15 protein-coding genes and 5 pseudogenes are annotated in these 16,468 nt (G+C 45.6%); 14 read left to right on the top strand and 6 right to left on the bottom strand.

The window, feature by feature from the left end:
• Nucleotides 1-808: 808 nt before the first annotated feature.
• The 3 genes and pseudogenes from J1784_RS26840 to J1784_RS26830 form a co-directional block, all read left to right on the top strand.
• Nucleotides 809-929 (top strand): annotated as a pseudogene (locus J1784_RS26840) (IS5/IS1182 family transposase); the annotation flags it as partial.
• A 219-nt stretch (nt 930-1,148) separates the two neighbouring features.
• Nucleotides 1,149-1,397 (top strand): annotated as a pseudogene (locus J1784_RS26835) (transposase); the annotation flags it as partial.
• A gap of 53 nt (nt 1,398-1,450) precedes the next feature.
• Entirely contained in the window at nt 1,451-1,681 is a 231-nt protein-coding gene (locus J1784_RS26830; RefSeq protein WP_217147899.1) for a hypothetical protein, read from the top strand.
• A 251-nt stretch (nt 1,682-1,932) separates the two neighbouring features.
• On the opposite strand, the gene J1784_RS02595 is transcribed toward J1784_RS26830, so the two are convergent.
• Together J1784_RS02595 and J1784_RS02590 are read right to left on the bottom strand one after the other, a co-directional pair.
• Entirely contained in the window at nt 1,933-2,490 is a 558-nt protein-coding gene (locus J1784_RS02595; RefSeq protein WP_217147893.1) for a carboxymuconolactone decarboxylase family protein, read from the bottom strand.
• 37 nt (nt 2,491-2,527) lie between these two features.
• Nucleotides 2,528-3,952, bottom strand: coding sequence for a gamma-aminobutyraldehyde dehydrogenase (locus J1784_RS02590; protein WP_217147892.1), 1,425 nt, complete (start codon nt 3,950-3,952; stop codon nt 2,528-2,530).
• Nucleotides 3,953-4,622: 670 nt separating this feature from the next.
• On the opposite strand from J1784_RS02590, the gene J1784_RS02585 reads away from it, so the two are divergent.
• Together J1784_RS02585 and J1784_RS02580 are read left to right on the top strand one after the other, a co-directional pair.
• Entirely contained in the window at nt 4,623-5,498 is an 876-nt protein-coding gene (locus tag J1784_RS02585; protein ID WP_217147891.1) for a DUF417 family protein, read from the top strand.
• A 263-nt stretch (nt 5,499-5,761) separates the two neighbouring features.
• A pseudogene (locus J1784_RS02580) lies at nt 5,762-6,025 on the top strand (integrase core domain-containing protein); the annotation flags it as partial.
• 424 nt (nt 6,026-6,449) lie between these two features.
• On the opposite strand, the gene J1784_RS02575 reads toward J1784_RS02580, so the two are convergent.
• Together J1784_RS02575 and J1784_RS02570 are read right to left on the bottom strand one after the other, a co-directional pair.
• Entirely contained in the window at nt 6,450-6,716 is a 267-nt protein-coding gene (locus tag J1784_RS02575) for a YdgH/BhsA/McbA family protein (RefSeq protein WP_217147890.1), read from the bottom strand.
• Between the two features lie 427 nt (nt 6,717-7,143).
• Nucleotides 7,144-8,045, bottom strand: a pseudogene (locus tag J1784_RS02570) (IS5 family transposase).
• A gap of 555 nt (nt 8,046-8,600) precedes the next feature.
• On the opposite strand from J1784_RS02570, the gene J1784_RS02565 reads away from it, so the two are divergent.
• Both J1784_RS02565 and J1784_RS02560 read left to right on the top strand, forming a co-directional pair.
• On the top strand, nt 8,601-9,542 hold the full coding sequence (locus J1784_RS02565; protein WP_217147889.1) for a LysR family transcriptional regulator: 942 nt from the start codon (nt 8,601-8,603) through the stop codon (nt 9,540-9,542).
• Between the two features lie 83 nt (nt 9,543-9,625).
• On the top strand, nt 9,626-10,477 hold the full coding sequence (locus J1784_RS02560; RefSeq protein ID WP_217147888.1) for a LysR family transcriptional regulator: 852 nt from the start codon (nt 9,626-9,628) through the stop codon (nt 10,475-10,477).
• A 280-nt stretch (nt 10,478-10,757) separates the two neighbouring features.
• Here the strand turns inward: J1784_RS02560 and J1784_RS02555 are convergent, their stop codons facing one another.
• Nucleotides 10,758-10,898, bottom strand: a complete 141-nt coding sequence (locus J1784_RS02555) for a DUF2913 family protein (protein WP_217147887.1) — start codon at nt 10,896-10,898, stop codon at nt 10,758-10,760.
• 20 nt (nt 10,899-10,918) lie between these two features.
• Between J1784_RS02555 and J1784_RS26705 the strand changes: the two genes are divergently transcribed.
• The 3 genes from J1784_RS26705 (at nt 10,919) to J1784_RS02540 (ending at nt 13,054) form a co-directional block, all read left to right on the top strand.
• Entirely contained in the window at nt 10,919-11,050 is a 132-nt protein-coding gene (locus J1784_RS26705; protein ID WP_420803950.1) for a hypothetical protein, read from the top strand.
• Between the two features lie 215 nt (nt 11,051-11,265).
• Nucleotides 11,266-12,612 (top strand): ISNCY family transposase, encoded by a 1,347-nt coding sequence (locus J1784_RS02545; RefSeq protein ID WP_217147897.1) that lies wholly within the window; start codon nt 11,266-11,268, stop codon nt 12,610-12,612.
• 49 nt (nt 12,613-12,661) lie between these two features.
• Nucleotides 12,662-13,054, top strand: coding sequence for a helix-turn-helix domain-containing protein (locus J1784_RS02540; RefSeq protein WP_217147886.1), 393 nt, complete (start codon nt 12,662-12,664; stop codon nt 13,052-13,054).
• Between the two features lie 136 nt (nt 13,055-13,190).
• Here J1784_RS02540 and J1784_RS02535 read toward each other — a convergent pair whose 3' ends face one another.
• Entirely contained in the window at nt 13,191-14,723 is a 1,533-nt protein-coding gene (locus J1784_RS02535) for an IS3 family transposase (RefSeq protein WP_217147885.1), read from the bottom strand.
• Between the two features lie 91 nt (nt 14,724-14,814).
• Here J1784_RS02535 and J1784_RS26825 point away from each other — a divergent pair, with 91 nt between their 5' ends.
• The 4 genes and pseudogenes from J1784_RS26825 (at nt 14,815) to mobA (ending at nt 16,462) form a co-directional block, all read left to right on the top strand.
• Nucleotides 14,815-15,105, top strand: coding sequence for a site-specific integrase (locus tag J1784_RS26825; RefSeq protein WP_420803949.1), 291 nt, complete (start codon nt 14,815-14,817; stop codon nt 15,103-15,105).
• Nucleotides 15,093-15,509 carry a tyrosine-type recombinase/integrase gene (locus J1784_RS26820; protein ID WP_420803948.1) on the top strand — a complete coding sequence of 139 codons (417 nt, stop codon included), beginning with the start codon at nt 15,093-15,095 and terminating at the stop codon, nt 15,507-15,509. The genes J1784_RS26825 and J1784_RS26820 overlap by 13 nt, the downstream gene beginning before the upstream one ends.
• 214 nt (nt 15,510-15,723) lie before the next feature.
• Nucleotides 15,724-15,834: pseudogene (locus J1784_RS26975) on the top strand (DUF932 domain-containing protein); the annotation flags it as partial.
• A gap of 322 nt (nt 15,835-16,156) precedes the next feature.
• The gene (gene mobA, locus J1784_RS26385) at nt 16,157-16,462 is read left to right on the top strand and encodes a plasmid mobilization protein MobA (protein ID WP_338019894.1); all 306 of its coding nucleotides are present in this window, start codon (nt 16,157-16,159) and stop codon (nt 16,460-16,462) included.
• The last annotated feature ends 6 nt before the right edge of the window (nt 16,463-16,468 follow it).

Here is a 16,468-nt window from a genome sequence, read left to right as displayed (position 1 = left end):
GCTCAGTGATCTGTTTTACGGCTTCAATTTTGAATTCTTCAGTGAACGTTTTGACTGACATAAACACTCCTTCATTAGGCCTCCATTATGAGGCAAAAAAGTGTCTACGAAACCCGGGTCTATTCATAGATTATCCGTGGCGATTCATGTAAGTGTGACAAATAGCCCTCAATTCAGAAGGCAAAATATTCAAAACCAGAGTTGCACACATATCTTTATGATTATAAAGATAATTATATCTAAGTGTGACAACGCGCCCTCATACTCTTTGTGCATGAAACACAATACCTAAATGTGACAAAATGCCCTCAGTTCATAAAACTTTTATGAGTTAAAGTTCATTTAAAGTGCTGATTGTCGAAATAATAATTTTATTTATCAAAATTAACTTACTACCTCAGTGAAGAATCTTCGTGTTGGAAACTGTGACAATCAACCCTCATTTCTCGGGTTTTCCTGTCGCTGAAAAAGAGCCTAGTGTGACAAATAGCCCTCGGAAAATACGGCTAATTTCATCGTACTGAACCCCATCTGCTGCCACAGTACCGCACCGGTTTTTTTGGGGGGTAGTTTTTCTGACTTCATCAACCGGTTATTGTTGTACCAGTCCACCCATTAGTTCGGTGGTATGAATGGTATAGGTATTAAACAGCTACAGTTCAGTACCGGACGGATTTAAAAGGGGACCTGGAAGTTATAGGCTTTGCCGGCAAAAACGTTGTCGCCATCATTGAACACCGGGCTGACTTTGTTGAATAAATCGAACTTTTGGCAAAAATCAGGATCAGATCATCACATTCCTGACTCTCTGGCTGTATCCCGTAGCAAAAAAAAGTTCAAAATCACCAACCGGGCTACCTACAACTGGGCGCTCGTCAACCGGAGTTCACTGACATTCTGGCTTGGTGAGTCGGCTATTCCGGCCTGGTACGACGAACCAAAAACTTCGTCGTGGGTCCGCCCACAACGTTATTCTGAACTGGCCATTTTCACCCTGATGAAGCTCCCGTTACGTTGTCCGGATTACTCCTGCGTCAGCAGGGGGGTAATTCCGTCAACATCCTGTTTAAAACCCCCACGCGCGGCGAAATTGCCCATCTGGTTATCGATTCCACCGGATTAAAAGTTTTGGTGAAGGAGAGTGGAAGGTGAAAAAACATGGTCACGAAAAGCGCCGCGTCTGGCGGAAACTTCACCTGGAGGTGGACGCCGGTACGCATGAGGTTATCTGCGCTGACCTCTCCCTGAATAACGTGACGGATGCAGAGGCCTTCCCGGGGCATATCCGCCAGATTCATCGCAAAATTGAGGTGGCTTCGGCAGACGATGCTTACGACCCAAAACGGTGCCATGACGAGCTCAACGCAAGAAAATTAGTGCGTTTATCCCGCCGCAAACGCGTGCCGGTTACTGGCCGGCGGAATATGGGGACTGAAATCAGGCGGTGGCGATGCAGAGGCTTACCGGGAGCAATGCTTACTGGAAATGGAACACGGCTTACAACCGGCATTCAGTGGCCGAAACGGCGATGTACCGGGTTAAACAACAGTTCGGTGGGCACCTGACGCTGCGTGACTACGATGCGCAGGTTGGTGAAGCTATGACCATGATCCTTGCCTTAAACAAAATGACGTGTGCAGGGATGCCAGAAAGTTTGCGTATTGCCTGTGGAAGTCAGTGACGGGAGGCGCTTTTATCTAAATCCGATTTATTCAACAAAGCTTCTGGTGTCCTGAAAGAACGACGCAGCTAAAAATGGCCGGATACTGGCCGGCCATCAGAGCAGGCAGCGGCTAGATCCGGCAAAGAATGTTGAGGGCGGTAAAGCTTAAGAGCGAGAAAATGGAACGTTAGTCCTGAAGTGGATGATTATTATGTTTGATGGTGCGACGTGACACAAAATATTCACCTGCTAAACAATAATTGCCGAGATCACTCTGATGGACGTTCAGAAAATTTTCCCTGCACCATGAAAATTCGCGACCATATATTCATAAGTATCACGACGTTAGTAAGCTCTTCAATTTCAGGGTTGCTGAATTTAGCCTCAATAAGTTTTTCGTAAGCTGGCTGAAAATTCGCATGATTTACGCCAGACAGTGATTCAGCAAACGCCAGAGCAGCTTTTTCCTTATCAGTAAATAAATGACTTTGTTGCCAGGTTGAAAGGCTGGATACCTTCGCCGTCGGGATACCTAATTTCACCGTTTGTCTGGTATGTAAGATCACACAATAATTACAGTTATCGAGTTGCCCTACACGTAATCTAACCAGTTCAGCCAGATTAGCGTCCAAATGGGTAAGGGTCGTGGAGTCTGAGCCATAGGCATGTGCCCAGTCTTTAGGTATTTTCAGGTAATTAGTCTGATTCGTTGTCAGAAGATTGTTTTTAAACTGCACATCATCATAACTTCGTTGAGTAATATCATCTTTTGCTATCGCAGCATTAGAAATACAAAATATTAAAAATGAAGACAATAGTATTTTCATTATGATTCCCTGTTGTTTTTTAATCTGAATGTGGCATTTAATGTTTAATCATGACATGTCGGATCACGGTGTAATCTTCCAGCCCATAAACAGACATATCTTTACCGTATCCCGAAAGTTTCATGCCTCCATGAGGCATTTCGCTGACCAGCATAAAATGGGTATTAACCCAGGTGCATCCATACTGTAGCCGGGCACTAATTCTATGCGCTCTTCCCACATCCGTAGTCCAGACCGAGGAAGCCAGAGCATATTCAGATTCATTCGCCCATTCGAGCACCTGCTCCTCGCTATCGAAGACCGTAACACTGACAACGGGTCCAAAAACTTCATTTCGGACAATGTCATCATCCTGCATTGCTCCAGTAAGCAAAGTTGGCTGATAGAAATACCCCTCACCATCTATTTTAGAACCACCGGCAGCAACCTTGATATGCTTAACTAATTTTGCTTTTTCAACTGCCTCACTTACCCGATTAAGATGCGCCTTAGAGGTAAGTGGTCCCATCTCAGTGCTGCTGTCTTTTGGATCGCCAACCTTGATGTTGGCAACGGCAACGGCAAGTTTTTCCACCAGTTCGGCATAGACACCACGTTGCACATAAATACGGCTGGCGGCGGTGCAATCTTGGCCTGCATTATAAAAACCGAATGTGCAGATACCCTGAACCGTTTGGTCGATATCAGCGTCATCAAAAACCAGTACCGCCGATTTGCCCCCCAACTCCATATGATTACGCTTTACAGTCGCCGCAGTGTTATTGATGATATGGACACCTGTCGGAACCGAGCCGGTCAGCGATACCATTCTCACTTTTTTGTGCCCTGTCAGCTTATCCCCAAGTGTCTGGCCTCTGCCAAAGAGGACGTTCAGCACTCCGGCAGGCAAAATATCCTGAGACAACTCTGCCAGCTTAAGGGTAGTCAACGGGGTGATTTCGGAAGGTTTAAGAACAATGCAGTTCCCCGCGGCAATGGCCGGTGCAATTTTCCATGCAGCCATCATTAATGGGTAATTCCACGGGGAGATTGATGCCACAACGCCGAGCGGATCTCGACGAACCATCGAGGTATACCCTGCCAGATATTCGCCTGCCGGCACACCATCCATACAACGTGCAGCACCGGAAAAAAAACGGAAAATATCAGCAGAAGCGGGGATTTCATCATTGATAAGCTGCCGAAGAGGCTTGCCACAATTCTGTGACTCGATTTTTGCAAAATCACAGGCATGCATTTCAATGGCATCAGCCAGTTTCAAAAGATATTCTGAGCGAACTTTAGGTGTTGTTTTTCCCCACGTATAAAATGCATTTTCAGCAGCCATGATTGCAGTATCAACTTGTTCGGCTGTTGCCTCATTTAGCTCTGTAATTAATGTTCCGTCATAGGGATTATAGACGAGTTGTGTTTCCCCGTTGCCTGCGAGCATTTCACCATTAATAAATAAACTTTTTTGCACAGCTTGCTCCCTGATTTTAGCGACACAGTAGTGTAGATGCCTGTAAAATTAATTAACTCACATACTCATAACATGCAGTCTGATTAACAGTAGAGCTAAATATGCTAATGGGGTAATTGATTTTTTTAAAAACTAAACTCTGTTTTATGAAATTATATACGATTCAGTAGGCGTTCACAGAAGGATGAATAAGAAATTCAAATATATATCCTTTACTCACAAGTGAAAAAAACACCTTTCATATGCCAATAAAACCATTTAAAAAAGCAATGTAAAGCACTTGTCGGGTTTAGTGAAGGTCGATACCAATCCCTGACCATTCACTTGCTGCAAGAACCCATAGAATACATTTCGAAAAAACAAATTAGCGAAAAAAAACAGTACGATAATTCATATAAACACTCAAATAAGAGTCATGACTCCAGATTAGAGCAAGAAAATCCATCCAAAAAAATTATATGCTATGTAACTATTTTAATGGATATATAGAAATTTGAAGGCGTCTCATATTGATGCTTAACTCTCATAACTCCTTTTTTGGTGGGAATGCCGATGATTTTATTTTAAGGAGACTATCAAGGGTTAATCTCAGATGAGTTCAAGCCAGTCAGTTATTTATATGCTCCATTACAATACGACCCCCACGAAAAGGCAAAAATAAGGACATTCCATGAAAGAACGTGAAATCTACACTGTAGGAAAACCCCTCTTGCGATTCATCTCTGTTTTGCTGGGTTTAATAATGATTTGGTTTGGCTTAATGCGATTCTTACCATTTATGGAAGACTCCATGGCTGCTTTACTGGCTCAGTACGCCTGGTTGCCTGCGGCTTCCATGGCCAGTACTGTGAGTATCAGTGTCGGTATACTTGAGGTTTTGATTGGTTTGTTATTGATGTTCTCACACGAGATGATCCGGCGTTATGCCGGGCTGGCGGCCGCCGTATTCTGGTTCTCCGGGTTATTGTTGCTGATTGGGAAGCCGATGTACCAGCATACTGATGTGTATTCCGGCTTCCCGGTGATTGGGGGAGGGCAAACACTGCTAAAACATCTTGGTATCGCCGCGTTAGGGCTGGGGATTTTTGCCTTCCAGTGCCGTGAGCGTCTATATCGTGCTGCCGTGGTCAGTCAGTGGTTGGGACAATTACTGGTGCTGATCTGGATTGGCTGCATGAAATTTACTGCGGTGGAGGCGGTGGGTATCAGCCATCTGATGAAATCAAGCCCGCTCTTCTCCTGGCTATATAACTTCTGCACTGTCCAGCAGGCTTCCATTGTTATCGGGTTGACTGAACTCGGCACGGCGGCACTCATTCTTTTCTGGCCATGGCATCAGAATATTGCACGTCTGGGGTTTCTGGCTGCGATTTGCACATACCTGTTGACCAATACTTTCCTGTTCAGCTTGCCCGCCTGGCAGTCAGACTTCGGTTTTCCGTTTATTGGTCGTACCGGACAATTTCTTATCAAGGATGAATTGTTATTGTTGGGAGCACTCGTACTGTTACTCACACCTTATGCTAACCTCTGCCGCAAAAAGTGATTGTCCACAACTGGCGAGGCGGGCTGCTTTGGTCGAGTTTTAGGTGCCAATTTAACGATTAGGGTTCGCCGTTTGCTTCCCCCTAAGAAACTTGAAAGCACAGTTTCTTAGGGGGGCGGATGATTTCTTGGACTCTCGGGAGAGAGTTAATGCATTCATATGAGGACAGAGTTCGGGCTGTTGAACTCTATTATCGGTATGGCAAAAAAGCCTCTGTGGTCATCAGAGAGTTGGGTATCCATCCATAAAACAGCTCGGTCGCCCGTGGATATCCGCTGAAAATGCGGATGGATAACGAGCAGGAACGGGTATCGCTGGCTCTGGCGCAATGGGCTGAAGAGCATGGTGTGATGCTGGAATTTATCAAGCCGGGTAAGCCAACGCAGAACGCGTTTATCGAGCGTTTTAACCGAACGTACCGGACCGAAATACTCGATTTTTATCTGTTCAGAACGCTGAACGAAGCACGGGAAATAACGGAACGCTGGCTGAATGTATACAATAGTGAGCAGCCCCATAACCACCTCTATCATCAAAAATCAGTGAAAAGGTGTGGCCTTTTTTGAAATTGTTATCATTAGAAATATGGATGTTATATAGCACCGGATTTGAAAATTCCTCTAGCGGTAAATTTTGGCGAAGGATTTGCATCCATAGTAAAGGAGGTTTTATCCTGGTGAGTTGACTGGAATACATAGTTATCAAGTTGATTTATTTTTTCTGTATTACGGAATTTGACTCAAAGTGATGACTAGCAAATGAGTTTAAAGAGTAAGCTAGCAAAGTGGCTAAAGAATATTTTTGATCTTTGATTTTTTATCATAAACACTCACATATCAAAATTAATACGCAATCTTATATGTCATTGCCGTATTGACTGGAAATTTACATTCACACCCTCTGGCACTCAAGGGTGTGAACTTGAAAAGTGTGGATATTTAATAAAATGTATTACTTATAAGTTTCTGCAGTTGCACGAACGGTTCCCCCCATCCCTGGCTTACTAATGGAAATAATGTGAAAGTAAGAAGCACCTTTTTCATCAGCTTTTTTTGATAACAACGAAACTGCCTCATCCAATGTCCCATCCTTAATTTCAATGGTGATATCTCCTGTTTTTACTTTCATGCTTTCCATTTCAGAATTACGAATTTCTTTAGCGGCAAAGACACTAAAGCTCAATGATAAAAGAAGTGCTGTAGATATGATTTTGTTCATATTCATATGTCCTTTAGGATGTTGTGTATGGAAATTGGTTTTTGTTTTATCAGTTGAGCTGAGGTTAGTTTATGGCAATCTATTGTACAATAGAGAAATTAATTAGGTGCGATGCGCTAATAGAGGGGGGTGGTGTATTATTCTGGCGTTTTAAAGTTTTATGCCAAATTGCGTGCTAAGAGGTTTTTTTTGCGCTATAAACACCTGTAATTGTAAGGCATTCACTTTTTTTTAAAAGTATATATAAATTTTTAAATGTTGTAACTCAATTTTTTACCTTATGTTTTCTATAAGAGTTTTCATAAATAATTATATTGGTTTTAGTGTCGTTAATGGCTTTGCTGAATAAATCGAACTTTTGACCGCAATCAGGGGCTTTGTTGAATAAATCGGATTTAGATAAAAGCTCCCCTCGTCGCTGACTCCCTCAGGCAATCCGTACACTTTCTGGCATACCTGCACGCGTCATTTTGTTTAATGCGCGGATCATGGCCATAGCCTCCCCAACCTGCGCATCATAATCCCGCAACGTAAGATGCCCACCAAACAGCTGTTTGACACGCTACATTGCCGTTTCAGCCACCGAACGTCGGTTGTAAACCGTGTGCCATTTCCAGTACGCATTGCTTCCCGTCAGCCGTTGCCGGGCAACCGCCTGATTTCTGTCGGCATATTCAGCTGGCCAGTAACCTGCGCGGGTTCGCGGCGGGATAAGTGCTTTGATTTTCTTACGCCGCAGTTCGTCGTGGCACCGTCTGGTGTCATAAGCTCCGTCGGCGCAGGCGGTTCTGATTTTCCGGTGGGTCTGGCAAATAAGCCCCGGGAAGGCCTCTGCATCCGTCACATTGTTCAGGGAAAGGTCAGCGCAGATAACCTCATGCGTATCAGCGTCCACCGCCAGGTGCAGTTTACGCCAGACGCGGCGCTTTTCCTTGCCGTGTTTTTTCACCTTCCACTCTCCTTCCCCGAAGACTTTTAATCCGGTGGAGTCGATAACCAGATGGGCTATTTCGCCGCGCGCGGGGGTTTTAAAAGGAATGTTGACGGACTTAGCCCGCCTGCTGACGCAGGAGTAATCCGGGCACCTGAGCGGGAGCTTCATCAGGGTAAAAATGGAATCAATAAATCCCTGCGCGGCGCGCAGCGTGAGGCGAAAGATGCGTTTGAGCATCAGTACGGTGGTAATAGCGAGCTCAGAATAACGTTGCGGACGACCACGTGAAGACGTGTTGGCTCGTCATACCAGGCCTGGATGGCTGACTCATCAAGCCAGAATGTCAGTGAGCCCCGGATGACGAGCGCCTTGTTGTAGGTAGCCCAGTTGGTGATTTTGAACTTTTATTTTGCCACGTGATACCGCTACAGGATCGGGAATGTGGTGATCTGATCCTGATTACGGCCAAAAGTTCGATTTATTCAACAAAGCCCATTTGACAATTGAGGGAAGATTATCTCGCCAGATTCCTTCGCAAGGGATGTTAATATCAATGTAGATAAATCCAGTGCTCTCCGGCATTTAAAATCTTACCCCATTAATTATGGCAAGCACGCTATTCAAGAGGCAGGGAGTTATTCGGCGGCGGTAAAAATTCTTCTTTTCATATAAATATCTCTGAAAATATTAGACATTTCATTGAGCTATGTTAGCTTTTTAATGAATCTGAATTGGATTTAAAAGCCTTTTAATCCAGTGATTTAAGAGCTAGTCTGGGATTCAATAAGTTTTTATAAGAATAATTTTTCTTTTATCATTTGTATTAACTGATTGATGATATTATATTCACCACTTGGATGGGTAAAATAATGAATCTCTAATATCGCACTTTTTATAAAGGACGGCTAGCGTCTGGCTTTAAGTCTGCCGGACACTTCTAAGTTGATTATATGCAGAATAAAATAGAATTAAAACTACTGAAAGTCATTAACTTCCTTGTCATGACAGGCAGTGTCACAAAAACGGCTCAAATGCTAAATCTCACGCCTGGCGCAATAAGTTACTCTCTAAAAATTCTCAGGAAAATGACGGGAGAACATTTATTTATCAGAACACATAATGGCATGAAGCCTGATACCACTGCGCTAGAATTAAGTCAGCGTTATGAGAGATTTACCGCCTCTTCAGAAAGTATTGGCAATACCTTGAAGACCAAAACCCGCGATGAGCTTAAGTTCATGACGTTTTCGCTGATAGAGATGCTGCTGGCAGATTCCATCTTCTGTTTAAAAAATGTCGAGGCCGGTTATCGTTTTGTGTTTTTAACCTACACTCCAGGTATCAGGGATCGTATAAACAATCTCAAAAATGACAGGGTGGATATTGATGCAGGTGGCAGCTTACCGCCAGACAAGCAAATCAGTAGAGTCAAATTTTTGTCTTCAAAAGTGTCTCTGTTAGCAGGAATAAAAAATGATTCACTTCCCGACTCCCTCACCGTTGATGATTTGAGACATGTCCGGCATGCTGTTTGGTCTGAAATGATGGATTATTGCGCAGAAAGCATAAGCGGTTCAGGCGAAATCGCCACCTTTTTGCAGAATCAGGATGTCGCGATTATTTCCGGCAGTATTGTCAACATGGTGGCCTTTTGTTCTAACAGCCAGTGCGTAATGCTGATCCCGGACGTTTTCATTCCCATTATGACCAAGAGATTCCCGGTCAAAGTACTCCCACTTCCGGCTGAGTTGGATATGCAGTACGACTGCTATCTGCACTTCAAGTGTAAACTGATTGACGACGTGGGCGTGGCTAAGTTTCTTGAAGATTTGGTGAAAGGTATGGAAACATATAACAAACCGGCTTCATTTCCATTTCAGCATAAAACCTGATTGTTTTCCAGCTGAAAAACCGTGTCGCGGTTAACCCGCGTTACACAGTCATTAGGGATGCTTGCTTTTTCATAGGAATAAAAATGAATAATATAAATATTAAGAAACTTCAAATTGTTAATGCCTTGATTGAATGTGGCAATGCTTGTGGAGCTGCGAAAAAGTTGTTTATTTCACCTTCCACCATCAGCTATACATTAAATCAATTACATACCCAACTAGGTGAAAGTCTTTTCCGAAGAGAGAAAGGCGGTTTGAAGCCTAATAAAGAAGCTTTTGTGTTGCAGGAAAAATACCATGAAATCATGGGGCTGAGTATCCCCCGAAAAGCCTTCATTATTACCACATATTCCTTGATTGAACTTTTGTTGGCTGATTATATTCATGATCTTATCAGCGACAGATACCTGCACTTCACGCCGATGGATGTCTGTGAAGATGAACGATTGCGTAAGCTGAAACATCGCGAGGTGGATATTGATATTGGCGGTAAATTACCTGTAGACGCTTCAATAATATCAAAACGCTATTTATATTCGCGCATGTGTATTCTGGTCAATAAAGATCATACCTTGATTAAAAATAATTTCTGCCTGTCCGACTGGCGTGAAAATAAACATCTTCGCTGGCAGCGAGATATTGGCAGTATCACCAGCATGGTGGGCGGGATCAAGATAACTGATCCGCTATTCAGTGAAAGAGAGATCAGCTGGGAAAGTTCGAATTTATTGACGTTGGCCTATATATGTTCGTGCAGTGATAACATCATGATTGTACCGGAAGTGTTCACGAAACCACTGATGTCTATGCTACCGCTCAAAACCTTTATGTTACCCACTGAACTGGAGATGAAGTTTACCTGCTATTTGCATTATCACCGCTCTCTTCAACATAAAGTTAGCTCTCTTGGACTTTATAATATTTTTAATAACTGACTTAAAAGACGAGAACAGAGTTTTTCCAAGGATTAAATTAATTATGTCAAATATTTCCATATATAGCCAAAATAAATTCCTCACAAGTGCATTGGAGTTACTTTGCTATCGAGTTAATAGTTCAGGGAGTTTAGTAGTTAAGACTTGTAATGCTTGTAGGGATTTATTCACATACGTGAAAAGCGTTGATTACTTGATTTTTGATGATGCAGAGCCTTTATGGTCAACTATAAGAACATTTTTAATAATCATAAAAATAAACCCCAGTGTTCGCATCCTTTCAATGAAGAATGGTCTTGAATGTAATAACTTCAAATTTTTCTTTCAGGTTGGCGTTTGCGCCCTGAGTCCGGGCTTCATTAATTAGCCAGGCAATGTCATCGGCCAGTGATTTAGAGAAGCGTTTTTGCTTTTGAGCCACGGACAGCTTATCTTCTTACTATAGCGCGGGGGCATTGTTTCAATGATGCAAATAAGAGAACCGCATTTGCTTCATCTGCTTTATTTTTGCGCCGTAATGGCATCATTGTCCGGTTTTCTCCAAGTCATGAAGAGTTGACTGTGTCAGCCTAGATGTGTGGAATATCGCTGAAGCTCTTAAACAGTCAATCTAATATAAGCTAGGCATTTGTTTCAAAACGCTTAATTTAACATAATGAATATTATACGTACTAATAATGTTACTCCAAAACGCTAATGTCGTACGCAACAACTCACAGATGTCGTCTCTGAACTAGTCTTAGAATTCCTCAGGCTTAGCTCAGGATGCAGACTTTATGTTGGTGACTATGACAGATAAAGATATATACCGGCTCGGCATCATCCAGCGTGTTCACGACCACACTCTACTGCAGCGTGAAGCTGCTCGCCTTCTTGAACTTACCGTTCGTCAAGTGCAACGTGTTTTACGTCGTTACCGTGAATACGGAGCGGCGTCGGTTGTTTCTGCCCGCCGCGGTCGTCCCGGCAATAACCGCATTCCCGAAGATTTACGCTGCGCTGCTTTGCAACTGATCCGGCAACACTACGCGGATTTTGGACCGACGCTGGCCACTGAGAAGCTTCTTGAACGACATGGCATCCCGGTTTCTGTTGAGACAGTCCGTAACTGGATGATCTCTGACGGACTCTGGCGGCCACATTCAAGGCGTCAGGTTCACATCTATCAGCCCCGACACCGGCGCGACTGCCTCGGCGAACTTATTCAGCTGGACGGTTCACATCATGCCTGGTTTGAGGAGCGCGCGCCTAAGTGCTGCCTGCTCGTGTACATTGACGATGCCACTGGCCGCCTGATGCACCTTCGATTCTGCGACTCTGAGTCTGCGTTTGATTATATGACGGCTACGCGTGAATACATTGATTTACATGGAAAACCTGTCGCATTCTACAGCGATAAGCACGCCGTATTCCGGGTCAACGGCACGGACGCGCGCCGCAGCGGAACCACGCAGTTTGGACGTGCGCTGCGCGATCTGAGCATTGAACTTATCTGTGCCAATAGCAGCCAGGCCAAGGGACGCGTTGAGCGCGCCAATCAGACGTTACAGGATCGGCTGGTCAAGGAGATGCGACTGCATAACATCAGCTCCATTAGCGAGGCGAACCGCTGGGTTGCAGGTTTTATCGATGACTTTAACCGGCGTTTTTCGCGACCGCCAAAGTATCCGAAGGATTTGCACCGTCCAGCGAATTTAGCGCCGGAAGAGCTCGATGATATCTTTGCCTGGCAGGACCTGCGCAAGCTATCAAAAGCGTTGACATTTCAATATGATAAAATGATATATCTCATTGAACCGACAGATGAGAACACCCGCATCGCCGGTGAAAGAGTCACAGTTTACGAGTACCCGGATGGCAGGATCGCCTTCCGGTATGCGCACAGGCTGCTGCGCTATCAGGTCTTTGATCGTCTCGCCTGTGTGGATCAGGGGGCGATCGTAGATAACAAGCGGTTGGGTGCGGTGTTGCGACTGGCACTTGAAAAGCAGGATGAACAGGAAGCAGAGGGACAGCGGTCGAGAAGTAAAAAAATGCCTCGCAGGCGGGCTCAAGAACGCGCACTTGAGGAACTGAGGGCAATGAATCCAGTGTTGGTCAACCCTGAAGACTTTGTTCCCAGCCTGAAACGTTGACATCTTTCCCCTGCCCGTTTGCGGTTGGCAACGATAAAAAGGTGAATACATGAATGGTCAGAAACCGGTAATGCTGCTGCGCGACCAGTTGCGTGCGGAGCTCATCGAAGCCTACATGGCTCGTGACATCTCGCTCGCGGACGCTGCGGAGTCAATGGAAGTGAGCCGCCGTCAGTGCCGCCGTCTGGTTAAGCGCTATCTCGAAGATGGTCCTGAAGGACTGATTAACCGGCGCCGAGGCAGGCCCAGCAACTATCAACTGAATGACGACCTGAAGACCCAGGTTGTGAAGCTGATTCGCACCCGTTGCCGTGGCATGAGTCCAACCGGCGCATGGCGGTTACTGAGCGCAGGCTTTGGACTGAGCATTTCAAAAGAAACCGTCAGGAAACTGATGATTGCCGAGAGTACCTGGGTAGCCCGCCCGAAAGAAAAGCTCTGAACAGCCTGACTCTCTCATGTCACAGAAGACACTTTAACTTGGCTATAAAGACGACATCTTAATAATGGATAGACAAATAATGTAAGTCCCATTTGATAATGTCACTTTTGGAGATGCGGATGTTTTGTTGGACTGGTTATGTTGTGATCCCCAGATGCTGCCGGTACTTAACCGGACTCATTGCACCCAATGATAATTTAATTCGCTTCTCGTTATACCAGCGTATGTACCTGTCCAGGAAGCAGATAAATTCTTCCTGCGTCGTGCTCGCCCAATTTCTGCCATAGTACATTTCATTTTTGACCCGCCCGAAGAAGCCTTCACACGCCGCGTTATCCGACGAGCAACCTTTACGCGACATGGACCTTTTAAGACCTGATGCATTAATACGATCCAACCAACCCGGCCATCGATAATGGCCGCCTCTGTCGCTGTGTATCACCGGTTTTTCATTTTCTCTGAGCGTATCGAGCGCGTCGTCGAGCATGCAATTCACCAGTCTTGCATCCGGACGTGTTCCTATCGACCAGCTCACCACTTTGCCATCAAAACAGTCGATTACGGGCGACAGATAGACCTTGCCCGCCGGCAGGTGGAACTCAGTAATATCAGTCAGCCACTTCTCATTTGGGCTGCAGGATCGAAAATTTCTGGCAAGGAGATTTTCAGGGGCCGGCCCTATTTCTCCGCAGTAAGAGCTGTATCGTCGTTGCCTGGCTCGCTTAACGACGAGTTGCTCCTCAGTCATTAGCCTGCGGACAACCTTTTCAGAGATGCAGAGCTTGTTCTCTCGGAGCATCGCGTGCAGACGCCGGTATCCATAGCAGCGGTAATTTCCTTCAAAGATCTTTGCCATGGCTATGCGTATTTCCGCGTACTTATCATTCAGACGCCGGCTCGCTTTGTGATAAAAATAGCAACTCCGGGCAAGCTTCAGAACACAGAGCAGTTCAGCGACTGAATAGATTTCCTTATGGGCATCAACGACCTGGGTTTTCTCCCTGTTCTTCAAGGTCAGGACGCTGATGCCCATGTTTTTTTTTATCAGTTCATTCGCTTTTGTCAGGATATCGCGTTCAAGCTGCAACTGATGAACCTGCTGTTTAAGCCGCGTGATTTCATTAAGCAATGCATCCTGGTTTTTATTCTGAGGTGATGTTTTACGTCTTCGCATGGATCGATAAGCCTCATCGTCGAGCAGGTCTTTCTTCCATTTGTACAGGACCGGGACGCTCACGCCTATGTTTTGAGCAACGTTAAGGGCGGTTCCGCTTCGGTTGCAGAGCTCACGGACGGCTTGAGATTTTTCTTCCTGACTGAAGCATTTATTTGTATTTGAGCGGACAATCGGAGGGCGTCGGTTTGGATATATTTCTTCAATCCAGCGTTTAAGTAATACGTCGCTGGGATAGCCTATGGCTCGCCGAGTAAACGCCAGACAACCACCATGCGTCAGGTAATGTTCCACAGCAGCGATTTTTTGCGCCTGTGAGTATCGCTGTCTCGATTTTAATTCTCTCGGTAATTCGCCAGTTTCTTCATAAATTCTCACCCAGCGACCGAGCTGTTTTATGGATGGATATCCCAATTCTCTGATGACCACAGAGGCTTTTTTGCCATATCGATAATAGAGTTCAACAGCCCGAACCCTGTCCTCATATGAATGCATTAACTCTCTCCCGAGAGTCCAAGAAATCGTCCGCACCCCCGTTTCCGTGGCACTATCATTGCGAATTAGCGATGTAGATCTGCATCGGGGCATGTTGATAGTTCGGCGAACTAAGTTCGGGAAATCGCGTTCTATAGTGCTGCATCCAAATACGAGTCATGCATTACATCAATACCTGAACCAACGTCAATCAACGGGTGCAGAATCTGATAAAGATGCTTGTTTCTTCATCGTTTTGCGCGCAGATGTATTGGGTAAGCCATTAGGAGGGTACCAGGTTCGACAGGTATACTGGGCCATCCAGGTGATGAGTGGACCTCACATCGCGATCACTTGCTGTTCACGCTTATCTACAACACGGGGGCTCGTATGTCTGAGATAATCAACATCCGTGTCGTTGATGTCGTGCTTGATGGAAGTCCCTGCGTTCACCTGAATGGAAAAGGCCGACGAAAGCGAACGATACCATTATGGAAATCTACGGTTGGAACCATACGGGCATGGTTGCATACCAACCTAAATATGCACGGTGATACGGCATTGCTTGGTCCGGTCGGGCCAGCCTATGACGCGAGCGAATGTGGCGCAACGTTAACACTTGCGGTTAATCGTGCGGCAGTCATTCAACCCAGTCTGAAGGGTAAGCGAGTATCACCGCATATCCTCAGGCACACGACCGCTATGCATCTTTTGCAAAACGGCGTTCCCTTCAATCTCATCGCCCTATGGCATGGTCACGAGAGCGTGAATACGACACATCGCTATGTCGAAGCCAATCTACGATGAAGGAAGAAGTGCCTTCCCGGCTTGAAGCACCTGACGCCACATTCAAGCGATTCCAGGCATCGGATGATCTACTCAAATTTTGAAAACGCTGTAACTATGCAAATACGTTGTCAGCTCCAGGCCAATGAATGGCAGGAGCTGACAACAACCCTGCCAGATAACTACACATAGTTAAAACATCAACATAGGTGTGGCTATGAATAAGTGTTCATAGCCACACAAGGGCGACGTTGTCGGGCAGGTCATTGAAGGTGCATTTGAGGTGCTGGAGGTCTTTGACCGCGTAGCGGATTCCCGAGATGAAATGAAGTCGATCACATTATCCCATTTTTTAAGCAACTTAAAGGTTAACGCTGAATGCACCAGCTGCTGCGGCAGCTGGTGCTATTTCATTTGCAGATGAGCGCTTCAGGGGCAGGGGCAGGGGCAGGATATGTTTTGTAGCACCGCCTGCACGCAGTCGGTCCATCAAAACGCCCTGGTCAGGGCTTCGCCCCGACACCCCGCGAGACTATAACTGCCGAGACTGGAAGGAAAAGGCCACCGTGAGTAAGAGCGAAAAACGCAACAGAACGGCATTACTTTCGAGCATCCGTTGCCTGCCGGAAGAACAGCAACAGATACAGTAAAGCGACCAGGCCGCCGGTCTGAGCGTAGGAGAGTATCTGCGTCGCTGTGCGTTAGGTCGCCGTATTACTGCAAAGACTGACACCAAACTCATTATGGAACTGCAGCGCCTGGGCGGCTTACAAAAGCACCTCTTCAACCAAGGGCGTGGCAGCGTCAGTGACAAATTCAGTAAGGAATACTCAGGGGTGCTGGTGGCGATCAGGAGGGCGATTATCGGAATAGATATGGGACTCGACCCCTTTGCAGAAGAGCGGGGAAACGCGAGATTCCCGTCGTGCCGGAAAAGCGCCGAGACGGGCGTTCAAGCTTCGTTAAACTGGTGACGTATG

The sequence above is a fragment of the Rahnella ecdela genome (assembly GCF_019049625.1).
GTDB lineage: Bacteria > Pseudomonadota > Gammaproteobacteria > Enterobacterales > Enterobacteriaceae > Rahnella > Rahnella ecdela.
Note: the sequence above shows the minus strand (reverse complement) of the source record. Positions and strands in the feature narration are given on the sequence as shown.

What these genes read in the sequence shown, in the direction of transcription:
- J1784_RS02545 (WP_217147897.1), top strand. Translation starts at nt 11,266, where the DNA reads ATGACAGATAAAGATATATACCGGCTCGGCATCATCCAGCGTGTTCAC.
- J1784_RS02540 (WP_217147886.1), top strand. Translation starts at nt 12,662, where the DNA reads ATGAATGGTCAGAAACCGGTAATGCTGCTGCGCGACCAGTTGCGTGCG.
- J1784_RS26830 (WP_217147899.1), top strand. Translation starts at nt 1,451, where the DNA reads ATGCAGAGGCTTACCGGGAGCAATGCTTACTGGAAATGGAACACGGCT.
- J1784_RS02595 (WP_217147893.1), bottom strand. Translation starts at nt 2,490, where the DNA reads ATGAAAATACTATTGTCTTCATTTTTAATATTTTGTATTTCTAATGCT.
- J1784_RS02575 (WP_217147890.1), bottom strand. Translation starts at nt 6,716, where the DNA reads ATGAACAAAATCATATCTACAGCACTTCTTTTATCATTGAGCTTTAGT.
- J1784_RS02535 (WP_217147885.1), bottom strand. Translation starts at nt 14,723, where the DNA reads ATGCATTCATATGAGGACAGGGTTCGGGCTGTTGAACTCTATTATCGA.
- J1784_RS26825 (WP_420803949.1), top strand. Translation starts at nt 14,815, where the DNA reads ATGTTGATAGTTCGGCGAACTAAGTTCGGGAAATCGCGTTCTATAGTG.
- J1784_RS02565 (WP_217147889.1), top strand. Translation starts at nt 8,601, where the DNA reads ATGCAGAATAAAATAGAATTAAAACTACTGAAAGTCATTAACTTCCTT.
- J1784_RS02560 (WP_217147888.1), top strand. Translation starts at nt 9,626, where the DNA reads ATGAATAATATAAATATTAAGAAACTTCAAATTGTTAATGCCTTGATT.
- J1784_RS26820 (WP_420803948.1), top strand. Translation starts at nt 15,093, where the DNA reads ATGTCTGAGATAATCAACATCCGTGTCGTTGATGTCGTGCTTGATGGA.
- J1784_RS02585 (WP_217147891.1), top strand. Translation starts at nt 4,623, where the DNA reads ATGAAAGAACGTGAAATCTACACTGTAGGAAAACCCCTCTTGCGATTC.